General features: G+C 30.4%; 22 protein-coding genes and 1 pseudogene. 15 read left to right on the top strand and 8 right to left on the bottom strand.

Going from position 1 to position 21,491, the window contains the following annotated elements:
• The first annotated feature begins 1 nt into the window (after nt 1).
• From HMPREF9309_RS01240 to HMPREF9309_RS09005, 6 genes are read left to right on the top strand one after another with little or no spacing between them, the layout of a single operon-like run.
• Complete coding sequence (locus HMPREF9309_RS01240) at nt 2-1,258, top strand: malic enzyme-like NAD(P)-binding protein (RefSeq protein WP_016646103.1); 1,257 nt, start codon at nt 2-4, stop codon at nt 1,256-1,258.
• The gene (locus tag HMPREF9309_RS01235; RefSeq protein ID WP_016646102.1) at nt 1,255-2,682 is read left to right on the top strand and encodes a nicotinate phosphoribosyltransferase; all 1,428 of its coding nucleotides are present in this window, start codon (nt 1,255-1,257) and stop codon (nt 2,680-2,682) included. The genes HMPREF9309_RS01240 and HMPREF9309_RS01235 overlap by 4 nt, the downstream gene beginning before the upstream one ends.
• Before the next feature lie 8 nt (nt 2,683-2,690).
• Nucleotides 2,691-3,320: a uracil phosphoribosyltransferase gene (gene upp / locus HMPREF9309_RS01230; protein WP_016646101.1), complete on the top strand. Its 630-nt coding sequence runs from the start codon at nt 2,691-2,693 to the stop codon at nt 3,318-3,320.
• Nucleotide 3,321: 1 nt separating this feature from the next.
• The gene (locus HMPREF9309_RS01225) at nt 3,322-3,633 is read left to right on the top strand and encodes a hypothetical protein (protein WP_016646100.1); all 312 of its coding nucleotides are present in this window, start codon (nt 3,322-3,324) and stop codon (nt 3,631-3,633) included.
• Nucleotide 3,634: 1 nt separating this feature from the next.
• A complete protein-coding gene (locus tag HMPREF9309_RS01220) occupies nt 3,635-4,312 on the top strand; it encodes an MqnA/MqnD/SBP family protein (RefSeq protein ID WP_016646099.1) in 678 nt (225 codons plus the stop codon).
• A 9-nt stretch (nt 4,313-4,321) separates the two neighbouring features.
• Nucleotides 4,322-4,483: a hypothetical protein gene (locus HMPREF9309_RS09005; RefSeq protein WP_016646098.1), complete on the top strand. Its 162-nt coding sequence runs from the start codon at nt 4,322-4,324 to the stop codon at nt 4,481-4,483.
• Nucleotides 4,484-4,522: 39 nt separating this feature from the next.
• On the opposite strand, the gene HMPREF9309_RS01215 is transcribed toward HMPREF9309_RS09005, so the two are convergent.
• The 6 genes from HMPREF9309_RS01215 to HMPREF9309_RS01190 are packed head-to-tail and all read right to left on the bottom strand — an operon-like array spanning nt 4,523 to nt 11,714.
• On the bottom strand, nt 4,523-5,239 hold the full coding sequence (locus HMPREF9309_RS01215; RefSeq protein ID WP_016646097.1) for a thioredoxin fold domain-containing protein: 717 nt from the start codon (nt 5,237-5,239) through the stop codon (nt 4,523-4,525).
• 54 nt (nt 5,240-5,293) lie between these two features.
• Nucleotides 5,294-7,120, bottom strand: coding sequence for a selenocysteine-specific translation elongation factor (selB, locus tag HMPREF9309_RS01210; protein ID WP_016646096.1), 1,827 nt, complete (start codon nt 7,118-7,120; stop codon nt 5,294-5,296).
• Between the two features lie 9 nt (nt 7,121-7,129).
• Entirely contained in the window at nt 7,130-8,461 is a 1,332-nt protein-coding gene (gene selA, locus HMPREF9309_RS01205) for an L-seryl-tRNA(Sec) selenium transferase (RefSeq protein ID WP_016646095.1), read from the bottom strand.
• Nucleotides 8,461-9,129, bottom strand: a complete 669-nt coding sequence (locus tag HMPREF9309_RS01200) for a response regulator (RefSeq protein ID WP_016646094.1) — start codon at nt 9,127-9,129, stop codon at nt 8,461-8,463. Before HMPREF9309_RS01200 ends, selA begins: the two co-directional genes overlap by 1 nt.
• Complete coding sequence (locus HMPREF9309_RS01195; RefSeq protein WP_016646093.1) at nt 9,126-10,676, bottom strand: sensor histidine kinase; 1,551 nt, start codon at nt 10,674-10,676, stop codon at nt 9,126-9,128. The genes HMPREF9309_RS01200 and HMPREF9309_RS01195 overlap by 4 nt, the downstream gene beginning before the upstream one ends.
• Before the next feature lie 3 nt (nt 10,677-10,679).
• On the bottom strand, nt 10,680-11,714 hold the full coding sequence (locus HMPREF9309_RS01190) for an ABC transporter substrate-binding protein (RefSeq protein WP_016646092.1): 1,035 nt from the start codon (nt 11,712-11,714) through the stop codon (nt 10,680-10,682).
• Nucleotides 11,715-11,820: 106 nt separating this feature from the next.
• Here HMPREF9309_RS01190 and HMPREF9309_RS01185 point away from each other — a divergent pair, with 106 nt between their 5' ends.
• From HMPREF9309_RS01185 to HMPREF9309_RS01145, 9 genes and pseudogenes are all read left to right on the top strand, one after another.
• On the top strand, nt 11,821-12,405 hold the full coding sequence (locus HMPREF9309_RS01185) for a hypothetical protein (protein ID WP_016646091.1): 585 nt from the start codon (nt 11,821-11,823) through the stop codon (nt 12,403-12,405).
• An 84-nt stretch (nt 12,406-12,489) separates the two neighbouring features.
• Complete coding sequence (locus HMPREF9309_RS01180) at nt 12,490-14,181, top strand: 4Fe-4S dicluster domain-containing protein (protein ID WP_016646090.1); 1,692 nt, start codon at nt 12,490-12,492, stop codon at nt 14,179-14,181.
• Nucleotides 14,178-14,861 carry a molecular chaperone TorD family protein gene (locus HMPREF9309_RS01175; RefSeq protein WP_016646089.1) on the top strand — a complete coding sequence of 228 codons (684 nt, stop codon included), beginning with the start codon at nt 14,178-14,180 and terminating at the stop codon, nt 14,859-14,861. The genes HMPREF9309_RS01180 and HMPREF9309_RS01175 overlap by 4 nt, the downstream gene beginning before the upstream one ends.
• Before the next feature lie 186 nt (nt 14,862-15,047).
• Nucleotides 15,048-15,275 (top strand): twin-arginine translocation signal domain-containing protein, encoded by a 228-nt coding sequence (locus HMPREF9309_RS01170; RefSeq protein ID WP_016646088.1) that lies wholly within the window; start codon nt 15,048-15,050, stop codon nt 15,273-15,275.
• Nucleotides 15,276-15,285: 10 nt separating this feature from the next.
• Nucleotides 15,286-15,513 (top strand): annotated as a pseudogene (locus HMPREF9309_RS09275) (twin-arginine translocation signal domain-containing protein); the annotation flags it as partial.
• A 12-nt stretch (nt 15,514-15,525) separates the two neighbouring features.
• Nucleotides 15,526-18,210: a formate dehydrogenase subunit alpha gene (locus tag HMPREF9309_RS01160; protein WP_414526223.1), complete on the top strand. Its 2,685-nt coding sequence runs from the start codon at nt 15,526-15,528 to the stop codon at nt 18,208-18,210.
• Nucleotides 18,211-18,220: 10 nt separating this feature from the next.
• A complete protein-coding gene (fdh3B, locus tag HMPREF9309_RS01155) occupies nt 18,221-18,781 on the top strand; it encodes a formate dehydrogenase FDH3 subunit beta (protein ID WP_016646085.1) in 561 nt (186 codons plus the stop codon).
• 111 nt (nt 18,782-18,892) lie between these two features.
• Complete coding sequence (traT, locus tag HMPREF9309_RS01150) at nt 18,893-19,453, top strand: complement resistance protein TraT (RefSeq protein WP_016646084.1); 561 nt, start codon at nt 18,893-18,895, stop codon at nt 19,451-19,453.
• On the top strand, nt 19,450-20,013 hold the full coding sequence (locus tag HMPREF9309_RS01145; RefSeq protein ID WP_016646083.1) for a complement resistance protein TraT: 564 nt from the start codon (nt 19,450-19,452) through the stop codon (nt 20,011-20,013). The genes traT and HMPREF9309_RS01145 overlap by 4 nt, the downstream gene beginning before the upstream one ends.
• 13 nt (nt 20,014-20,026) lie before the next feature.
• Here the strand turns inward: HMPREF9309_RS01145 and HMPREF9309_RS01140 are convergent, their stop codons facing one another.
• Entirely contained in the window at nt 20,027-20,449 is a 423-nt protein-coding gene (locus HMPREF9309_RS01140) for a GNAT family N-acetyltransferase (RefSeq protein ID WP_016646082.1), read from the bottom strand.
• Nucleotide 20,450: 1 nt separating this feature from the next.
• Nucleotides 20,451-21,440: a DUF2156 domain-containing protein gene (locus tag HMPREF9309_RS01135; protein WP_016646081.1), complete on the bottom strand. Its 990-nt coding sequence runs from the start codon at nt 21,438-21,440 to the stop codon at nt 20,451-20,453.
• Nucleotides 21,441-21,491 lie beyond the last annotated feature (51 nt).

Here is a 21,491-nt window from a genome sequence, read left to right as displayed (position 1 = left end):
AATGGCAAAATATACAAAAAAAGATGCCTTAAACTATCACATTGGTGGAAAAATTGAAATAAATGTAAAAACCCCTTTTGAAAGTGCAGGCGATTTAACTTTAGCCTATAGTCCAGGAGTTGCAGAGCCTTGCAAAGAAATAGAGGCTGATGAAAGTCTAGCTTACAAATATACAAACAAAAAGAATTTAGTAGCAGTAATTAGCAATGGAACTGCAGTTTTGGGTCTTGGAAATATTGGAGCAAGTGCCAGTAAGCCAGTAATGGAAGGAAAAGCTGTTTTATTTAAGAAATTTGCTGGAATTGATGCTTTTGATATTGAGATTAATGAAACAGATCCTAAAAAATTAGTTGAAATTTGTAGGGCGATTTCTCCAACATTTGGTGGAATAAATTTAGAAGATATTAAAGCGCCTGAGTGTTTTTATGTAGAAAAAGAGTTAAAAGCAAGCACAAATATCCCTGTAATGCACGATGATCAGCACGGAACTGCCATTATTACAACAGCTGGGCTAATAAATGCTTTAAAAATTAATGGTAAAAAACCAGAAGATATAAAAATAGTAGTAAGTGGAAGTGGAGCAGCTGGAATTGCGTGCGCTAAGATGTATAAAAATGTAGGCGTAAAGCATATTTTAATGCTTGATTCAAAAGGTGTTATTCATAGCAAAAGAGATAATTTATCACCTGAGAAAAAAGAATTTGCCATTGAAACAGAAGCTAGAACTTTAGATGATGCTATAAATGGCGCAGATATGTTTTTAGGACTTAGTAAAGGTGGAATTTTAACAAAAGATATGGTTAAATCAATGGCAAAAGATCCAATAATCTTTGCTCTTGCAAATCCTGTGCCTGAAATTTATCCAGAAGAGGTAAAAGAAGTAAGAGATGATGCGATGGTTGGAACTGGAAGAAGTGACTATCCAAATCAAGTAAATAATGTTTTAGGTTTTCCATATATTTTTAGAGGCGCATTGGATGTTGAGGCAAGATATATAACTGAAGATATGAAAATGGCAGCTGCAAAAGCATTAGCAAAACTTGCAAGAGAAGAGGTTACAAGCGAAGTTTGCAAGATGATGGGCGTAGATAAAATTTCTTTTGGAAGAGATTATATAATTCCAAATCCTTTTGATAAAAGAGTTTTATTTGCTGTTGCTCCAGCAGTTGCAAAAGCTGCATTTGATGGTGGTGTAGCAGGCATTAAAGAATTTGATGAAAAAGCCTATAAAGAAGAGCTTAAAAAAATAAAACTATGAAAAATTTAGCTCTTTTTACCGATTTTTACCAACTTAGTATGATGCAAGGGTATTTTGAAGAAAAAAAAGATACCGTAGCCATTTTTGATGTTTACTTTAGAAAACATCCTAGCAATGGTGGATATGCCATACTTTGTGGTATAAATGAAGTGGTTGATTATATTAAAAATTTGAAATTTAGCGATGATGATATAAGGTATTTGAAGGGCTTAAATTCTTTTAGCAAAGATTTTTTAAACTATTTAAAAGAGTTTAAATTTAGCAGTGAAATTTATGCTATGGAAGAGGGAAGTGTTGTATTTACACATGAGCCACTCATTAGAGTAAAAGCAAATATTTTAGAAGCTCAGCTAATTGAAACTGCTATTTTAAATATTGTAAATTTTCAAACATTGATTGCTACAAAAAGCTCACGAATTGTAAGAAGTGCAGCAGGTGATGGTGTTATGGAATTTGGACTAAGAAGAGCTCAAAGCAGAAGCGCTGGATTTTATGGTGCAAAAGCTTCAATAGTAGGTGGTTGCGTGGCAACTTCAAATGTTGAAGCTGCAAAAGAATTTGATATAAAAGTAGCTGGAACACACTCTCATTCTTGGGTTCAAAGTTTTGATAATGAACTTGAAAGTTTTAGAGCTTATGCAAAAATTTATCCAAACAATGCCCTTTTGCTTGTTGATACTTATGATGCTTTAAGTAGCGGTGTTCCAAATGCAATTACAGTTTTTAAAGAGTTAAAAGAAAAAGGTTTTAAGCCTCTTGGCATTAGGATAGATTCTGGAGATTTAGAGTATTTGAGCAAAGAAGCTAGAATTATGCTTGATAATGCCGGCTTTAAAGAAGCTATTATTGTTGGTTCAAACGACCTTGATGAGTATAGCATACAGCATTTAAAAGATGGTGGAGCAAAGATTGATAGTTGGGGTGTTGGAACAAGGATGATAACTTCAAGCGATGATGCATCACTTGGTGGGGTTTATAAATTAAGCGGGGTTGTAAAAAATGGTGAAATTATACCTAAAATGAAAATTTCAAATGACCCAAGAAAGATAAATAACCCAGGATATAAACAAGTATATAGATTTTATGATAAAGACACAAACAAAGCTTTAGCAGATCTTATAACCTTAGATGATGAAAAATTAGAAGATATTAATGAAGTAGAAATTTTTCACCCACTTTATACATATAAGAGAAAAAAACTTTCAAATTTTTATGCTAAAAAACTTTTAAAACCACTTTTTATAGATGGCAAATTTGTAGGCAAGAAAAAAAGTGTAAATGAGATAGCTAAATTTACACAATCTGAGCTTAAAACTATGTGGGAAGAGTATTTAAGAAACATAAAACCACAAAGTTACAAAGTAGATTTATCTCAAAAGCTATGGGATATAAGAGAAAAAATTATAAACAATCATAAAGCTTAAGGAAAAATATGAAAAATATAAAGCACATAACTCATCCTTTAATAGAACATAAACTTACCTTTTTAAGAGATGTTAAAACTGATCCTTTTCAGTTTAGAATGCTTATTGATGAGATAACATATCTTTTAATTTTTGAAGCTTGCAGGGATTTAGAATTAAAAGATGTAAAAGTTCAAACACCAGTTTCAACTGCAAATTGCAAAAAACTAAAAACAAAAGTTATGATTTGCCCGATTTTACGAGCTGCTCTTGGTATGCTTGATGCAGTGTTTAAGATTATTCCTGATGCAAGTGTTGGATTTTTGGGATTTCAAAGAGATGAAAAAAGCCTAGAAGCAAATTTCTTTTATGCAAAACTTCCAGATGATTATAAAAACAGAACCGCAATTGTAATTGATCCAATGTTTGCAACCGGTGGGACAGCTATTGAAGCAGTTAAGTTTTTAAAACAAAAAGGCGTTAAGAATATTAAATTTATCTCTATTATAGCAGCACCAGAAGGACTTAAGAAATTTAGTGAGAAATTTCCAGATGTTAATGTATATGTCTCAGCCATAGATGAGGGCTTAAATGAAAAAGGCTATATCGTTCCAGGGCTTGGAGATGCTGGAGATAGGGTTTTTAATACCTTAAGTTAGTATGAGATTTTTTATAGCTTTTTTTATTTTTGTATTTATTGGTTGTGCTTCTAAAGACTCATTAAATTTACAAAATCAAAAGGCTATTTATTTTATAGGTTTAAATGGCGTTGTGGTAGAGCTTAGAAGTAGTGATGGATTTCAAAGTGCGGTTTTAAAAGATGCAAATTTTAATGAATTTAAACTTTTAAGAAAAAACCCAAAAAGCCAAATTTTATCAAGCGATGAAGTTTCTATCTCAATAAATGGTGATAGAGCTATTTTATATTACGGAAATTTTGCCATAAACCTTGTTTTAGCGTATAAGGAGTAAGATGTTATTTGGAAAGATTGATTATTTAAATTTACTTCCTTTTCATGTGTTTTTAAAAAAATATCCGCTTCCAAGTTATGTAAAAAAGGGTATTGAGTTTAAAAAAGATGTACCAAGTGTGCTTTGTAAAAAACTTTACAATAGGCGTGTTGATGCTGCTGTTATATCAAGTGTTGAAAGTAGGCGAAAAAAATATAAAAAATTAAATATGGGAATTGTTGCAAAAAAAGATGTTAAAAGTGTTTTAGTTAGAAAAAACTCAGCTAAAAGTTTAGATCCAGCTTCTATGACATCAAATATGTTAAGCAAAGTTTTAGGCTTAAATGGAAGTGTTGTGATAGGCGATAAGGCATTAAAATGTTATCTTGATGAGGGTTTTGATAAATTTTATGATATGGGAAAAATTTGGCATGAAAGAACAAATTTACCATTTGTTTTTGCTGTTTTTTGTCTTATAGACTCAAAAAAAGCCTATGAGAATTTAACAAATTCATTTTTAAGAAGTAAAGTGAAAATTCCTCAATATATTTTAAGCCAATACGCCAAATCAAGAAGTGTTAAGAAATCTGAAATTTTATGGTATTTAAACTATATAAGTTATAAAATTTGCATAAAAGAAAAGAAAGCTTTAAATATGTTTTTAAAAAAAGCAAGACTTTTAAATTTTAACCCAAATTAGGAAAAAAACATGAAAAAAATTATCTTATTTTCATTATTTTTTAATTTTATTTTCGCAGCAAGTGATTTAAATACGAGCAATAAAAATAAAATTGAAAGCAATAAAACAAAATTTAGTGAGTTTTTAAAAGATCAAAACAGCACTCAAGCAGTTAAAATTCCAACTCATTAGTTGTTTTAAAGTCCTAAAATTTAGGACTTTAATATTTTATTATTTTACAAGTTCTTTTTTATTTACAATATATGGAACGCCTTGAACGCCAGCTTTGAAGTATTTCTCAGCTAAAGAGTTAAGTCTATCGATTTCTTTTTGATCTACTCCCTCAACTGCTGGGATATTATCAGCATAGTATTTTTTAAGAACTTTTATTTTCTCAGCATCATTTTTTGCTTTAGCTACTTCTTCGTAAATTTTAGCACTTTTTGCATGAGAAGCTGGTCCGTGGATAGAAGTCATAATTATTTCATAATTATTTTCTTTTAAATTATCCTCTATGCTTGCTATTTCTCTTTTACAGAATGGGCAATCTGCATCACTTAGCATAATTAAAGTTTCTTTTTTAGGATCATTTCCAAGTTTGATTATATTTTTTGTCTCTTCTTTTTTATAGATTTCAGCAATACTTTCATTTATCATACCGTTTATAAACTCTTCTTTATAGCTTTTTTTTGTTTTAATGTTAAAAAGATCTTGAGCTATAAAATCACCTTTTGTATAAATTGCATCTTTTTGGCTAAAATCACCTTGGCTTACTTTATAAATAACCTCTTCAAATCCATCTAATCCTGGGATTGGGGTTCTTTTTTCTACTTCTACGCTCATAGCATGACCTGGTACCATTTGCTCAAAGAAATTTTTGATTTCCGCATCAGTTGCTGCAAACATTGAGCTTGCTGCGATAATTGAAGTTAAAACTATTTTTTTCATTTTTCACCTTTTTTTAAAAATTTTGTTAGATTATATAATTAAATATTAAACAATTTAATTAAAATTTATAAACATTCTATCATTATCTAGATTTTTGATATCATCAAATTTATCTAAATATTCTAGATATGCTATTGCAAATTTACGACTAAGACCAAGTTTTTCTTTTAAAATTTGAACATTTGCTAAGCCGTTTTTTTTGATAATTTCTCTAATTTCTTTCATAGCAAGATTTAAATTTGATGAAGTTACAAAAAGATTATGAGCTAGGCGAACTATTTTTTTGGATTTTGTTAAGCTTTTAAAAATATTATCACCTACAATTTTATCAATATCTAAGTCATCATATATATTATAAGGAGCTTTTGGAGTGAGTTTTGAGCTTTCTAAAATATTAAAAATTTTATCGGTTAAATTTTCTTCAATGCTGTTTAATTCAACACCTTTTTTAACATATAAAAGATTGTTTTTTTCTAAAATTTTTTCTTTTACTAACTCATCAAGAGCAAAATTTGCAAACTCATTTGTTGTCCAGGTTATTTTAATGGCAATACTTTGAGCCGAAATAACAGCAAATTTATTTTTTTCTATTATAAACTTAATTATTTTTTTTAAATCGCTTAAAGCTTCAAGGCCGTAAATACAAAGCCCCTCTTTATCAACAAATACTTGATTTAGCGAGCTTGCGACTTCTAAAGCTTCTTCATGGGTTAGATCAAATCTTTGAAATGATGAGATAAGTCCAAAGCCGTGTTTGTGAGTGGCGGTTAAAATCTCAAAAACTTTTTTAAAATCTTTTTCTAAAAGGCGCATTAAAAACTCTATTTTTTGAGCTTTTTTAAGTGGTTCGCTAATTGGGTTTAAAACTCTTCCACCACCAATCACACGTGAGTTTTCAAGCACTACAAAAGCTTCGTTAAATTTCAAAAATAGCTCTTTTTCAAACTTAAAAGTTACAAAACTTTGCTCTTCTTTTGTACTTAAAACCAAAGCTTTTGCCTCGATTTGCCTACTTCCAACACAAAAAATAACCTCACTTGTATGAGAAATCTCTCCATAAAATACAGTATCAATCTCTTTAAAGCCTCTAAAAAAGCCCTTTTTACTTAAAATATAGCCTTTTTTAAGCTCACTTGTTTTTGCATTTGCCAAATTTAACGCAACTCTGTTTGGATGAGTGGCAAATTTGGTAAACTCATCATGGACTTGAATGCTTTTTACTAAAAACTCTTTATTTATATCTAGGCAAAAAAGCCTTTCGTTTTCTTTTATAGTGCCCTCTATCAAGCTTCCAGTGACAATTGTGCCAACTCCTTTAAAGCTAAAAACTCTATCGATATAGTATCTTGTTAAGGCACTTTCTTCACGTTTTTTAGGTTTTAATGTAAATAAAAAGTTTTTAAGCTCAGCTATGGAAAGTTCATCTTTTATGCTTACAAAAAAGGTTTTTAAAACTTCTAAGTTTTTAAAATTTTCTATATATTTAAGGGTTTGGTTTTGGGCGCTAAGTTGCTCATCTTTGCTTGTTAGATCGCACTTTGTGATACATAAAATCAAACTTTTTACATTAAGGAGCGATAAAATTTGAATATGCTCTTTGGTTTGAGGCATGAGCGAGTCATTGCTAGCTACAACTAGCATCGCCGCATCAAATGCATAGGCTCCTGAAATCATAGTTTTAACTAAGTTTTCATGTCCAGGAACATCTACAAAAGCGATATTTTCATCACCTTTTTTCAAATTTGAAAAGCTTAAATCAATTGTTATGCCTTTTTCGATCTCACTTTTCATCTCATCACCCTCAAAGCCATTTAGCGCTTTTATGAGTGAAGTCTTGCCGTGATCTATGTGTCCTGCGGTGCCAATTATCATACTTTGCATTAAATATCCTTAAGGCTGTTCTCTAAAAATTTCGTTGCAAATTTTGATTAGATTTTGCAAGTCTTTATCCATTATGCTTCTAAAATCAAGCATAAATTTATCATTTTCAATTCTTCCAATAACTCTTTTTTCTCTAAATTTTTGCTCTAACTCTATCGGGTTTCCCAAAAAAGCCAATGCAATGCTAGGATATTCTTTGCAAGGAAGCGTTCCACCACCTATAAAAGTTTTTGTTTTTACTACTTTTGATGGCGTGGCTACATTTGCTTTTACTAAATTTGCCATATCAGTTAGCTCATCAATGTCTTTGTAAATTTGATGAGTTGTTTGGATGAGGTTAAATTCTTTGTTGATGTAGGCTTTTAGGGTTTCATTTAAGATACTTAGAGTTATCTTATCAACTCGTAGCATTCTTAAAAGTTGGTTTTTTTTAAGCTCATCTATCAGCTCTTTTTTACCTAAAATCAGCCCACATTGTACACTTCCAAAAAGCTTATCGCCGCTAAAGCTAACTAAATTTACAGCGCTTTGAAGAACCTTTTTAAGTGGTGGTTCATGAGTACTTAAAGAGTATGGAAGCTCATTTACATAAGCACTTCCTAGGTCATAATAGCTTATTAAACCGCACTTTTTAGCCAAATTTGAAATTTCACTTGCACTTACATTTTGGCTAAAACCTTGAATGTTGAAGTTTGATTGATGAACCTTCATAAGCATTTTTGTGTTTTCATTGATAGCTTTTTCATAGTCGTTTAAATTTGTCTTGTTTGTTGTGCCAACTTCATGCAAAATCGCGCCTGAGCTTGCCATAACTTCTGGAATTCTAAAGCTTCCACCAATCTCAACTAACTCGCCTCTACTAACGATAACTTCACTATTTTTGGCAAATGTATTTAAGACTAAAAAAACAGCACTTGCATTGTTATTTACGATCAAAGCATCCTCACAGTCAAAAAGCATGGAGCAAAGCTTTGCTGTGTAGTTGTATCTTAGCCCTCTTTTTCCAGTTTTTAAGTCATATTCTAAATTTGAGTAAGAAGTTATTGTTTTTTGGGCTCTTTGAAGCAACTCTTCATTTATAACACTTCTTCCTAAATTTGTATGAATCACAACGCCAGTTGCATTTATCAAGGGCTTTAACTCTAAATTTTTATAAATTTCATACTCACTTTTTATCGCCTCAATAATACCTTGTTCATCTTTATACTCTAAATTTAAAAGAGCTTTTTTTCTCTCTTTTTCGATAATTTGTTTGGCTAAATTTAAAACAAGTGGATAAAAATAGTCTTTAAATTCAGCCAAATTTGCGATTTTATCCACTTTTGGTAAGTCTATTTTCATTAAATCTCCACATTGTTTAATTTTGATGGGTTAAACTGATATTTTGCATTTTGTAATTTTACTAAAACTTCTAAATCGCCAAGCTGTTTAAAAAGTTTTATAATGGTTGGTTTGCTAACATCTATATTGTCCATAATGTCGTTGTATGTGTGGTTAAATACTAAGTTTTCATCTAGATTATTAATAATAAACTTTATTACTTCAACTGCTTTTGTATCAGTTACCAAAGCCACCATTCTTATAATATTTTTATTTTTATCAATTTCTTTATCTTTTATTTTTGGCAAAAGTACATCATAAAGTGAATTTAAGAGTTCTTTTATATTTATTGGCTTTACAAGGTAGTTATTTGCACCAAATTTTATAGCCTCAAGAAGATATTTTGTATCTGTATAAGCTGTGGTGAAAATCATAGGAGTGTCATTATCTTCTTTTCTTAAATTTCTTAAAAGCTCGATTCCTGTTGCCTCTTCAAGTAAAATATCACTAATTATTGCATCAATATTTTTATTTTCAAGTACTTCATAAGCTTTTTTTAGGCTTGGGCAAGGATATAAATTTCTTACAAAATCTTCTAAAACAGTTGTTGTTTGATGAAGCAGATGTGTTTCATCCTCAATGTATAAAATATCAAAATTTGACAATATATCTAAATTTCTTTTTTTCATGACTCATCCTTTAGTGGCAAATCTATTATAAAATTTGCACATTTATACTCTTTTTTGCTTCTTCCAAGTATAACATTTTTTACATATAAGTTTCCTTTTAGGTGCTTTTCAACGATGTTTTTACTCATATAAAGCCCAATACCAGTTCCTAAGCTTTTATGTTTTGTAGTAAAATATGGTTCAAAAATTTTATCTATTATGATGGCATCAATTCCACCACCATTATCTATAATTTCAACTCTAGCAAAACCATCAAGCTTTGTAAGTTTTATCCAAATAAATTTAATATCTTCTTTTTCATCTATTGCATCTTTTGCATTGTTTATGATGTTTATCAAAACTTGCAAAAGCTCATTCTTAAAAGAGTATATTGTTATTTCTTGGCTCTTATCAAAAATCAATTCAATCTCTTTTTTTTGAAGCAAATACTTAGTAAGTCTTATTGCATCGTTTATAACTTCATTTAATGTAAATGTTTTTTTAGCTTTTGTTGGGCTATAAAAACTTCTAAAATCTTCTAAAGTTTGTGACATTCCATTTGCCAAAATCATAGCCTCATTTACTTGGCTTTTTACAAACTCAGGAGTTAGTTTATTTTTTTCAAGTTTAGTTTCAAAGCTTTGTATTATCATAGAAATTGCTCCTAAAGGTTGGCGCCATTGATGAGATACATTTTCAAGCATTTCACCTAAGCTTGCATTTTTGGATTGTAAAAAAATGGTTTGATCTTTTTTTCTAGAAATTATTAGCTCTTTTTCAAGTCTTTTTTCCAAATTTTCATTTAGCTCTTTTAGGGCTTTTGTTTTTCTTTTAACGCTTCTTTCAAGTTTTTCATTTATTTTTTTAGAATTTATTGTGAGTGCAAAAACTAACATAAAAAAGAAAATTATTGTAATAATTAGTGAAAAAGACAGAAATTTAAGACTTTGGATATAGCGGTAATCAGTTCTTGTTTTTTTATTGTTTATCTCTTTTAGGTGATGGATTAAAAGTAAATGCGCGTTTGTGTTTATGCTAATTAACTCTTTTTTTAGATGCATCATTTCAGCTACTGGTATATCGACTTCACAAGCTATTAAAATAGTTTTTTCAACCTCTTTTAAGGTTTTTGTGATTTTATTCTCAAGGTCGGCTTTATAGTAGTTATATGGAAAATTTTCACTTGTTTTAAAAAAAATTCTTTTTAGTTTTTCTTTGAAAGTTAGTGTGTTTTCATTAAATTCTGGTATTTTTTTATATTCGTTCCATTCAAAAATTATTTGGTTTATGCTTTCCTTGGTAAGTTCGATATATGTTTTATTGTAAGTTGTATCAAATTTAGTTATAAGAAAATCAATATTTGAACTATAGATATCTCTTATATTTTCAAGTCTTGTGATTGGTGAAATATTGTAATGGTATATATCATTGATTACATTTTTCAAATTTGATATAAATAATATAAATACTAAAAGCATAGAAAAAATTGCAACAAATATTGTAATAACAAGCAAATTTATATTTCTTCTAAAATCTAATTTTTTTATAAGTTCTACTAAAAAATTCATTATTTAATTCTCATATAAAATTTCTATTTTGCCACCATTAAATTTAATTATTCTTTGCTTTTCATAAAATTTATATCTATTTATAATTAGATTTGCTCTATTTATTACTAAATTTTTAGGGCTATCTTTGAAATTTAGGCTTTCAAATATTTTTGAGACTAAAAATGCATTTAAAAACGCATTATAAGAGCAATTTTTTTCATCTAAATTATTTTTAACAAGTAAGTTTTTATATAGTTTTAAAAGCTCATCATCTTCTTTTAAGACTGGAGAAAATGAAGAAACATAAGCATTTTTGAGCTCTTTAAAATAAATTGGATTAACAGAACTTAGAAATAAAAATTTTATATTTTCATTTTTTTTACTTAATTTTTTTGCAATTTCTAATGAAATCCTATCTAAAAGTGCAAAAACTACAAGCTCACTATTTAAATCAATATTTTCTAAAATCGGTTCAATTATATTTGAGTTTCTTTTATAGCTTGAGCTTGAAAATATGCTTAAATTTCTATTTATTAGGGCTTTTGCAAGGCTATTATAAGCCTCTTCCCCATGCTCTCCGCTTTGATAGATTATAGAAATTTTACTTAGATTTTTTGTATCTATAAAAAATTTCATCGCATTTTCTATCTCATAATCAAACGAAGGAAATGTTTTTATAACGCCCTTAAATACGCTAAAATTTAAAAAATTTGGTGCATAAACAGGTGAAAAAACAATTATATTTTTATTTATAATTTTAGGAGCAATACTTCTTAAATTTGCCGTGTCAAAAGGCATAAAAACAAAGGTATTTTTACCTAAATTTGATAAAATATTTTCTCTAAAAATATCTGAGTTAAACCCATCATCAAAAACACTAAATTTAATTTTATTTTTGTTTTTTGAATTATAATCATCAAAATACATCTTTGCGCAATTTCTAATGCTTTCGCCCATTTGGGCATTTGCTCCACTTAGGCAAAAAGAGGATAATACTCCTTGCTCTTTTGAAAAAGATAAAGAAAAAATAAATAAAATTAAGACTATTTTTTTCATAAGTATGATTATATCATTTTATTTTTATTTTAAAAAAGATAAAAAAATTAGCTATAATTACTAATCGCAAAAAATGTATCGGCGAAAATTTTAAAAAGGATAATAAATGATATTTCAAACACTTCAAACAAATCTTACAAATTTAGATGAGCGCTTAAATTTAGCTAAAAAATTAGGTTATTATAATTTAGATAAACTCAATCAAGCTCTTTTAAAAATCACACAAGCAAAAAGCCTAGATGAGTTTTTGCAAAATGGGTATTATGACTATTTTTACACTTCTGAAAATTTGGTTCTAAAACTAGCCAAAATTTATGGCTTAGATATTTTAGATGAGCTAAATCAGGCAAAAAAGCTAAACGATGAGTTAAGCAGATATAGAAATAGTTATATTTATATAGATACAAATTTCAAAAGAAATACCGAGCCTATTTTTATGCTAGCGATGATTCAAGGCGTTCGATATCTTTATTTTGATAAAAAAGAGTTGGTTTTTAAAAGCTTAGATAAACAGCTTCAATTTATCTTAAAAGTTGTAAAAAATCACCATAAAAAGATAAAAAAACTGCCTTTGTTTGGCGAGATAACTGGGTATAAATTTAACCATTTAGGTAAAAGCTACAGTTTTGATGTAGATGGAACGCTGCAAGATAGGGAAATTTATGAAAGTGTTGTGTGGATAGAGATTTAAATTATTAGTAGTTACTAAGTAGTGGTTTAATTCAAATTAAAACAATCATTATAAAATAGTATAATTTGCAATTAAGGAAGATAGATGAAAGAATTTGCATATTTAAATAGCGGGCTAGAAGTTGTAATTCCTGATGAGATAGAGGAGCTAAAAGCGCCAAATGATGAGCACTATCTAGTTAGTAACTCGCCAAATTTAAAGGCTGAAATTTACGCACCTGAGATTGATTTTTATCTAAAAAATAGTAAAGATAACGTTTTACAAAAAGCTAAAAATTTAAACATTTTATACGAAGCAAGAGCCAGTGTTTTTGACTTGGCAAAAGATATGGATTATGAAAAAAATGTTGGCAAAAATGTTATTTTGATAAGCGATAAAGAGCGCACAAATTTGAGTGAAATTTTAAAGCAAAATGGCTATAAGGTTATAAATTTAACTCACGCTGAAGTTAAGTTTTTATATGGAGAAATTGGCGATTTATACACAACAGTTTTGAGCGCAAATGACGAATTTGAGGTAAAAAGCGACTTTGTTTTGGTTGATGGGATAAAAGAGTATATGCTAAGACAAAGTGGGACTTTGGATATTGGCATTTTAACAGATGAAGAAATTTTAAAATATTTAGATGAAAAAACGCCAATTTATCACTATAAAAGCGCCATAACTTATGATGATAAAATTTGTCAATATCATAAAAGAAGAAGTGAACATTGTGCAAAATGTGTTGATATCTGCCCAACGGTTGCGATTTTAAAAGATGATGAAAAAAAAGAGCTAGTTTTTTCACATATTGATTGCATTGGATGTGGCGGATGCGTGAGTGTTTGTCCAAGTGGGGCGATTGATTATGCAAAGATGCCAAGCGAGGCGTTTTATGATGTGGCTTTGAAATTTAAAGATAAAAAAATAGTTATAACACCAAGGATTATGGATCTAGAAACCTGTGATGTTGCCCTTGATGAGGGAGTTTTGCCCTTTGCTATAGAGGGAGAGAAGTTTTTAAGCCAGACACATTTTATGACGCTTTTACAAGAAAGTGGAGCAAATTTGATCTTTTTTAGCGATGTTATCGCACCAGGAGTTAAAGAGTCTATAGATTTAGTAAATCAAATAATAAAAGCAAAATTTAACGAAGTTGGGATTTTGGTTGCAAAAGATGAAATTGAGCTTAGAAAAGAGCTAAAAGAGCTTAAATTTATAGATGGGCTTAAATTTCACATGAATGAGCGAACTCTATCAAAAAGAGAGATTTTCTCAAAAAGAGTTTTACATATTGTAGGCGATGATGACCTTGGCGTTGCAAAAAGTGGCGAGTGGGTAAGATATGGAAAAGTAAGCATTGATGAGAATACCTGTACGCTTTGTTTGAGCTGTGTTGGGGCCTGTAATGTTGCAGCGCTAATTGCCGATGAGAGTGATAACTCTATCAAATTTAACGCCTCACTTTGCACAACTTGTGGATATTGCGTGCAAAGTTGCGCGGAAAAAGAGACGATCTTTTTAGAGCGTGGTGAAATAGAGCTTAAAAAAGAGTATTTTAGTTATCAAACTTTGGCAAAAGATGAGCTTTTTAAATGCATCGAGTGCGGAAAAGAGTTTGCTACTACAAAAGCTGTTTTAAAAATAGCAAATACGATGATACCACTTTTTGGTAATGATACAGATAGAATAAAAACACTTTATTGCTGTGCTGATTGTAAGGCAAAGATAATGATTCAAAAGCAGATTAAAGAAGCTAAAGAAATGCAAGATAAAATTTTAAAGGAGTCAAAATGAAAGATAAAAATATGACTTTAGGCAGAAGCTATTATTATGAATTTTTTGCAATACCATTTTTTTTCAGTGAAAAAGATGAAAAATTTAACCTTTGGAAAAAACAGCTTGATTATTTAAAAAATTCCCCAATTGCTAATGAAAATTTAGATGATTTTAAAGCTCTTAGCAAGTTTAGTTTTGATGAGTTTAGAGCTGAACAAAATAGGCTTTTATATGATTATTCTTACTCAAATATCCCACTAACTGCGTCATTTTACAAAGAAGGGCGAGACGAGGGGCTTGCTAAAAAGCTAGTTTTAGATACTTTGCGAAAGAGTAAATTTAGAAAAAATAGTGAGCTTTGCAAAGATAGTGAGGATTTTATCGGATTTATTTTTTATCTAATGTCATCACTTTTAAAAGATGAAATAAATTCAAACGCATTTTTAAGTACAGAGCTTTTTGTAAATGTGATAAATGAGTTTATAGATGAGTTTATAGATTTTATAAAAGGTAGTAAAGAGGCTGATTTTTACTTACATTTGGCGAATTTAATGCAGAGTTTTTTTGAGCTTGAAAGATCTATTTTAGCTGTTGAAAAGCCAAAAATAAAACCAAGTGTAGCAAAAGAAATGATAGAAAAACAGCCATATTTATCAAATTTAAAAACTACAAAAGAAAAATTTGACTGGGATGAATAATAAAATTAAACTTAATAAATTTATTTAATGCATAATTGAAATATATTTTTAATTATAAATCTGCTAAAATATCATATAGTTGATAGTGCTATATAGTGTAGTTATAAGGTATTTTGCCTAAAATTATGCAAATTTAGCATATATCTTTATTTGGTTAAATCAAAATTTCATGCAAGGAGGATGATTATGACTGAAAATCGTAGGGATTTTTTAAGAAAATCTCTAAAAATCGGTGCAGTTGCAGGCGCTACAGCAGCGATTGCAAATGAGGGATTAAAAAATTGTGCGACGACTTTATCAGATGATTGTGCCACAAATGCAAGTAGTGGCGTGGTTTGTGGTAAAGCTGTCAAAAAAGAGGTTCTTTATAAGAAAAATAACTTATGGGAACAATACTATAGAATTGCTCATTAAAGGATAAAACATGAGTCAGACAAATATAGGAAGAAGAAGTTTTTTAAAGCTCGCAGCTCTTGGTGCAGGAACCATGGGAACAACGAGTGCTTTTGGGAAAAATGAAACACTAAGAAAAGCAACTTCTGAAGAGATTAAAAATCCATTTCCAAACTCTGTTATGAAAAAGACAATTTGTTCTATTTGTTCAGCTGGATGTGGAGTTGTTGCTGAGGTGGATGAGGCATCAAATACTTGGATAAGACAAGATATGGCGATTGATCATCCAATAAGTCAAGGAAGTCATTGCTCAAAAGGAATTGATCAAATTGATTTAACAAAGTCTAAAATGAGACTAAAATATCCACTTAAAAAAGTAAATGGCAAGTGGGAGAGGATTAGCTGGGAAACCGCTGTAAATGAAATCGGCGATAAAATGATGAAGATTCGTGAGGAAGATGGACCTGACTCAGTTGAGTTTTTAGGTTCGGCTAAGTTTTCAAACGAACAGGCATTTTATTTTAGAAAATTTGCAGCATTTTGGGGAACAAACAACATAGATCACGTTGCTAGAATTTGACATAGTGCAACAGTCGCCGGTGTGGCGAATACTTGGGGTTATGGCGCTATGACAAATCATGTTGGAGATGTTGCTAAAAATGCTAAAATGATGTTAGTAATTGGAGCAAATCCAGCAGTTGCAAACCCAGTTGGTGCGATGAAACACATTATTCAAGCCAAAGATAGAAATAACGCAACTTTAGTTGTGGTAGATCCTGTTTATACAAGAACAGCTGCAAAAGCTGATATGTTTATTAGAATAAGACCTGGAACCGATATAGCATTTATTTATGGAATGCTTCATCTTATCTTTAAAAATGGTTGGGAAGATAAAGAGGTCATTAGAACTAGAACTTATGGCGTTGAAGAGATAAAAGAAGAAGCAAAACATTGGACTCCTGAAGAGGTCGCAAATGTAACAGGCTGTAAAACTGAAGAGTTAATCCAATTTACAAGAATGTTTGCTGCTACAAAACCTGCAACTTTGTTTTGGGCGCTTGGTATCACTCAACATTCAGTTGGTCACTCAAATACAAGAATTTTATCAATACTTCAACTAGTATTGGGAAATATGGGAAAAGAAGGTGGCGGAACAAACATCCTTAGAGGTCACGATAACGTTCAAGGCGCTACTGATATGAACTGTTTGGCTGATAGCACATCAGGATATTATGGCTTAGGCGATGGTGCATGGAAACATCACTGTAAAGGCTGGGGAGTTGATTTTGATGAGTTTGTAAAAAGATTTGCTGTCTCAACCAAAGAGCCACGAGAGAAGTTGGGTGAGCCAGTTAAAGGAACAAATTTTAAAGAGTATTTTTACCACGATTCTGCAAATCCTGAAGATAGAAATTGGCGAAATGAAAAGGGATATTCACTTGCAAAATGGTGGCAAGGTGTCTTAAAAGAGGAAAAAACATACTCAAGTGGAAATTTAAGAGTTCTTTGGGTGCAAGGAACGGGCATTACCTCTATGGCACACACTACCAAAATCCAACAAGCACTTGATAAGCTAGATATGTTAGTTGTCGCAGAGCCATTTTTAAATGAGGTTGCAATCCTTAGCGATAGACCTGATGGAATTTATGTCTTGCCTGTTGCAACTCAGTTTGAAAGCGAGGGCTATGTAACAGCTACAAATAGAGCCGCTCAGTGGAGAACTCAGATTATAAAACCTATTTATGAAAGCAAAGAAGATCAAGAAGTTATGTTTTTATTTGCTAAAAAATTTGGTTTTTATGATGAGTATGTGCGTGGAATGAAGATGGGTATTGTTGATGGTGAAATAAAACAAGTTAAAGATGACTTCAAATGGCCTGATGATGCAACTGATGAGATAGCAAGAAATACTCAAAGCATAGGAAATAATGGAAGAACTGCCGCAAGACTTAGAAAACACCAAGAAAATTGGCACAACTTTGATCCCGATACACAAATGGGAAGAGGTCCAGTTGAGGGTGAATACTACGGACTTCCATGGCCATGTTGGGATGAAAAGCATCCAGGAACTCCGATACTTTATGATGTTTCTAAACCTTATGCAGAGGGCGGTATGGGCTTTAGAAATAGATTTGGACTAGAGCACAATGGGGTAAATCAACTAGCTGATGAGAGCATAACTTTACCTGGTTCAAAAGTAAAAGGCGGATATCCACAAATTACAAAAGAAAACATTGAAAAAGTTTTAGGTATTACGCTAACAGAAGATGAAAAAAGAAAGATGGGGCCTAGCTGGAGTGATGATTATAGTGGAATTATTGCTCAAAAATGTAGAGAAGCTGGAGTTTGTCCATGTGGAAATGCAAGAGCAAGAGCTGTTGTTTGGGAGTTTTTAGATCCGATTCCAAAACATAGAGAGCCGATCCACTCGCCAAGATGGGATTTAGTTCAAAAATACCCAACTTTTGAAGATCAAGCCAAAAATTTCCGTGTTGCAAGTAAGTTTATAAGCGAGCAACAAGAAAAAGATTGGAGTAAAGAGTTTCCAACTGTTATGAGTTCACTTAGGTTTGTAAATTTAAGTGGAGCTGGAATGATAGAAAGAACTTCTAAATACCTTGCATCCATAACACCTGAAATGTTTGCTCATGTTCATCCAAGTCTAGCTGCAAAATACGGCATAAAAGATAGAGATATGATGTGGATACACGCTCCGCAAGGAACTAAGATAAAAGTTAAATGTTACTATTCTTATTCAGTAACACCAAATAATATCTGCTTACCATATCACTTTGCTGGAATTATGCAAGGAGTTGATTTAAGTCACAGATATCCTGAGGGAACTAAACCTTATACAATAGGTGAGAGTTCAAATACAATAACAAACTACGGTTTTGACCCTGTTACTCAAATTTCAGAGTTTAATGCAGGTTTGTGTAGATTGGAAAAGGCATAAGGAGAGCGTTATGGCAAGATTAAAATTTTATGTGGATAATGATAGATGTATAGGTTGCTATGGTTGTCAAGTAGCTTGCTCTTCAGCTCATGAAGTGCCAATTGGTATAAATAGACGAAAAGTTGTGCTTTTAAACGAGGGCGTTCCTGGAAAAGAAATAGCTACAACTATAGCTTGTCAGCATTGCACGGATGCACCTTGTGCGCAAGTTTGTCCAGTTCAATGTTTTTATGTTAGAGAAGATGGCGTTGTTTTACACGATAAAAAGACCTGTATAGGTTGCGGATATTGTCTTTATGCATGTCCATTTGGTGCGCCACAATTCCCAAGAGATGGAGCTTTTGGCATAAAAGGTGAAATGGATAAATGTACAATGTGTGCAGGTGGACCTGAAGAGACTAACTCACACGAAGAAAGAGAGCTTTATGGACAAAACCGCATAGCCGAGGGTAAGATACCTATGTGTGCGGCTATCTGTTCAACAAATGCTTTGTTGGTTGGTGATGCGACTGAGGTTTCTAATATTTATAGAACTAGAATTACTTTAAGAAACGCAGCTACAAAATACTAATTAAAAAGTTTTGGAGACGAAAGTTTCCAAAACTTTAATTTATCTAATAATATATCTTTAAATTTCATAACTTATGCTAAAATTCATCTAAAATAACAAAAGGATAAAAAGATGAAAAAATATATTATATTGTTTTTAATGTCATTTTTATTTATTGGTTGTGCTGCTAATAAAGCTCAAAATGCTGGTATTTTGAGTCAGAGTGAGCCTGTTTTTATAGATGAAAAGCCAAAAAGCCAAAAAGTTTGTATTAAATTTACAAACACAAGCCAAACTAGTAGTAATTTAGATAAAAAACTAGCTTTAAGTTTATCGCAAAATGGTTATAGCGTAATAGATAATGAAAATCTTGCAGATACTATTATAAAGATTAATTTAGACTACTTTAAAAAAATAAATGTATCAAGTGGCTCATCTCCAAGAGTTGGTGTTGGTTTAGGTAGTGGTTTTTCAAATTTTGGTATTGGTTTTGGAACAAGTGCTAATATTTTTGATAGTGCTGCTTATGAGGCTCAAGTTTCTTTTTTTGCAAAAGTAAAAAGCTTAAAAGATATAAAAACTTATCAAACACTTTTTAATTATCAAAGCAAAGAGGGTAGTTCTTTTGAAATTGCTTTAAATGAGCTTGAAGAAAAAGTCTCAAATCAAATTTTAAGGTATTTAAACTTATGAAAAAATATATAATTTTATTTTTTAGCATTATTTTATTTTTTGGTTGTGCTGGTAAAACCTATACCGATAGAAGTGTTGTAAAAAGTTCAAAACCAATTTTTATAAAAAATGCTCCTAATAACAACTCGGCTTATGTTAATTTTACAAATACAAGTAGTGTAGATAGCAATCTAACACAGGCCGTTTCACTAAATTTAGCTAAAAATGGCTATGAGATAGTCAGCGATAAAAGTGAGGCTTCCACCAAAATCAGAGGAAATTTAAACTTTTTCAGACGAAATTATATAAAAGATATTGATCCATTTGTTGTAAGTGGTATAAATTTTAGATATTTTGGATACAATAGATTGGATGCCTTAGATGACTATTACTCATCAGTTACTAATAGCTATGTTTATGATGCAGAAATTTCACTTCAAATAAATATTGATGGTGAGATTTATGAGACAAATTTATACTTTCAAAGCGATAAAAACACAAATAGTACTAACACAATGATGGAAATTTTAAATACTAAAATTTCTAATCAAATTTTAAATTATTTGAAATTTTTGAATTAAAATATTTGGGATTTTATCTAATCATTAAAATCCCATCACAATCTTCATAGTAATTTGGTAAAATTTTTACCTTTTTAAAGCCAAATTTTTCATATAAATGTATAGCTTTATTATCACTTCTTACTTCAAGTCTTAGAGTTTTAAACTTTAGAGTTAAAAACTCAAGCATAGCTGAACCAACACCCAAATTTCTAGCTTTTTTACTAACTGCGATTGAGTAAATTCTAGGAATTTTAAGATATGAAAATACTAAACAATATCCTAGAATTTCCCTTTTTTTTAAAATAGATTTATCGCTTTCTAGCTCATAAACATATAAAAAATTTCTTTTTATATGATAATAAAATGAAGATTTGCTTAGCTTAAACTCATTAAAGCTTTCATTTTCTATCTCTAAAAGTGCTTTTATATCGCTATTAGTTGCTTTTCTTATCATTTTATTTTTGATAAATTGAGTATTTTATTTCGAGTTTGTGAGGGCGATAACTCATCTTTACTTTTTTAAGATTTTCAAAGCCCATATCATCCCCAACATTTATAAGATCGCATTCAAAATGCTCTTTTAAAACCTTAGAAAACTCTCTAAATATAAATTGCGCGCAACCTAAAACTTCAAAATCTGTTTTTTCTATTATCACGCTTGCAACACCTTCATTTATTTTTTCACCAACTGTAAAGCCTTTTAAAACGCCATCAATATACAAAACTATACCTATTAATTCAAGCTCTTTATAGTGATTTAGCATTCTTTTTATTGCTGCTTGCTCTTGATAAATTCCTTCCATAAACTCGCCATTTGAAACGCTTGGCATATATTTTATACGCTCTTGTGCCCATAAATTTGTAAGATTTAAAATATCGTTTGTATGTTTTTCAACGCTTAATGGAAAAACTTCAAAATTTGGATATGTTTTTTTAAATTTGTTAATTTCAGTTCGTTTTGTATGGTAGGCGTTTCCTTTTAGCTCTATCAAATCATCGCTTTTATAGATATAATCTGCAAGTTTTTTTTCAAAAATAAAATCTTCAAAAACATCAAAAATATCAGCTGTTTTATCTAGGGATTTTGCAAATTTATCAAGCACGCATTCAGCAACATAGTCAATATGAGAAAAAAACTTAGAAGAGTTGTTTTGATTCATAATTTCAAAACATTTTAAAATAGCACTTTTAAGCTTTTTAAGTTTTCCAATTGGTGGTAAAAGCATACTAAGCTCAGTTCCAGTCATTACAAAAAGACAAAAACTATCTTCGATAATTGCGTAAAATCCACTTACATTTGACAACCAAATGTAATTTGCAGCAAAGGTATAATCGCTTATATCAACTTCTAAATCCTCACCTAGAGTAAGAAGATACTTTTCCATAATAGGTTTTGTGTCGATAGTAAATTTATGAAAATCAACACCATTTACTTTAAATTCCAAAACTTTTCCTTTTAATGAAATAATCTTGAGATTATACACCAAATTTTTAGT

The sequence above is a fragment of the Campylobacter ureolyticus ACS-301-V-Sch3b genome, from assembly GCF_000413435.1.
GTDB lineage: Bacteria > Campylobacterota > Campylobacteria > Campylobacterales > Campylobacteraceae > Campylobacter_B > Campylobacter_B ureolyticus_A.
Note: the sequence above shows the minus strand (reverse complement) of the source record. Positions and strands in the feature narration are given on the sequence as shown.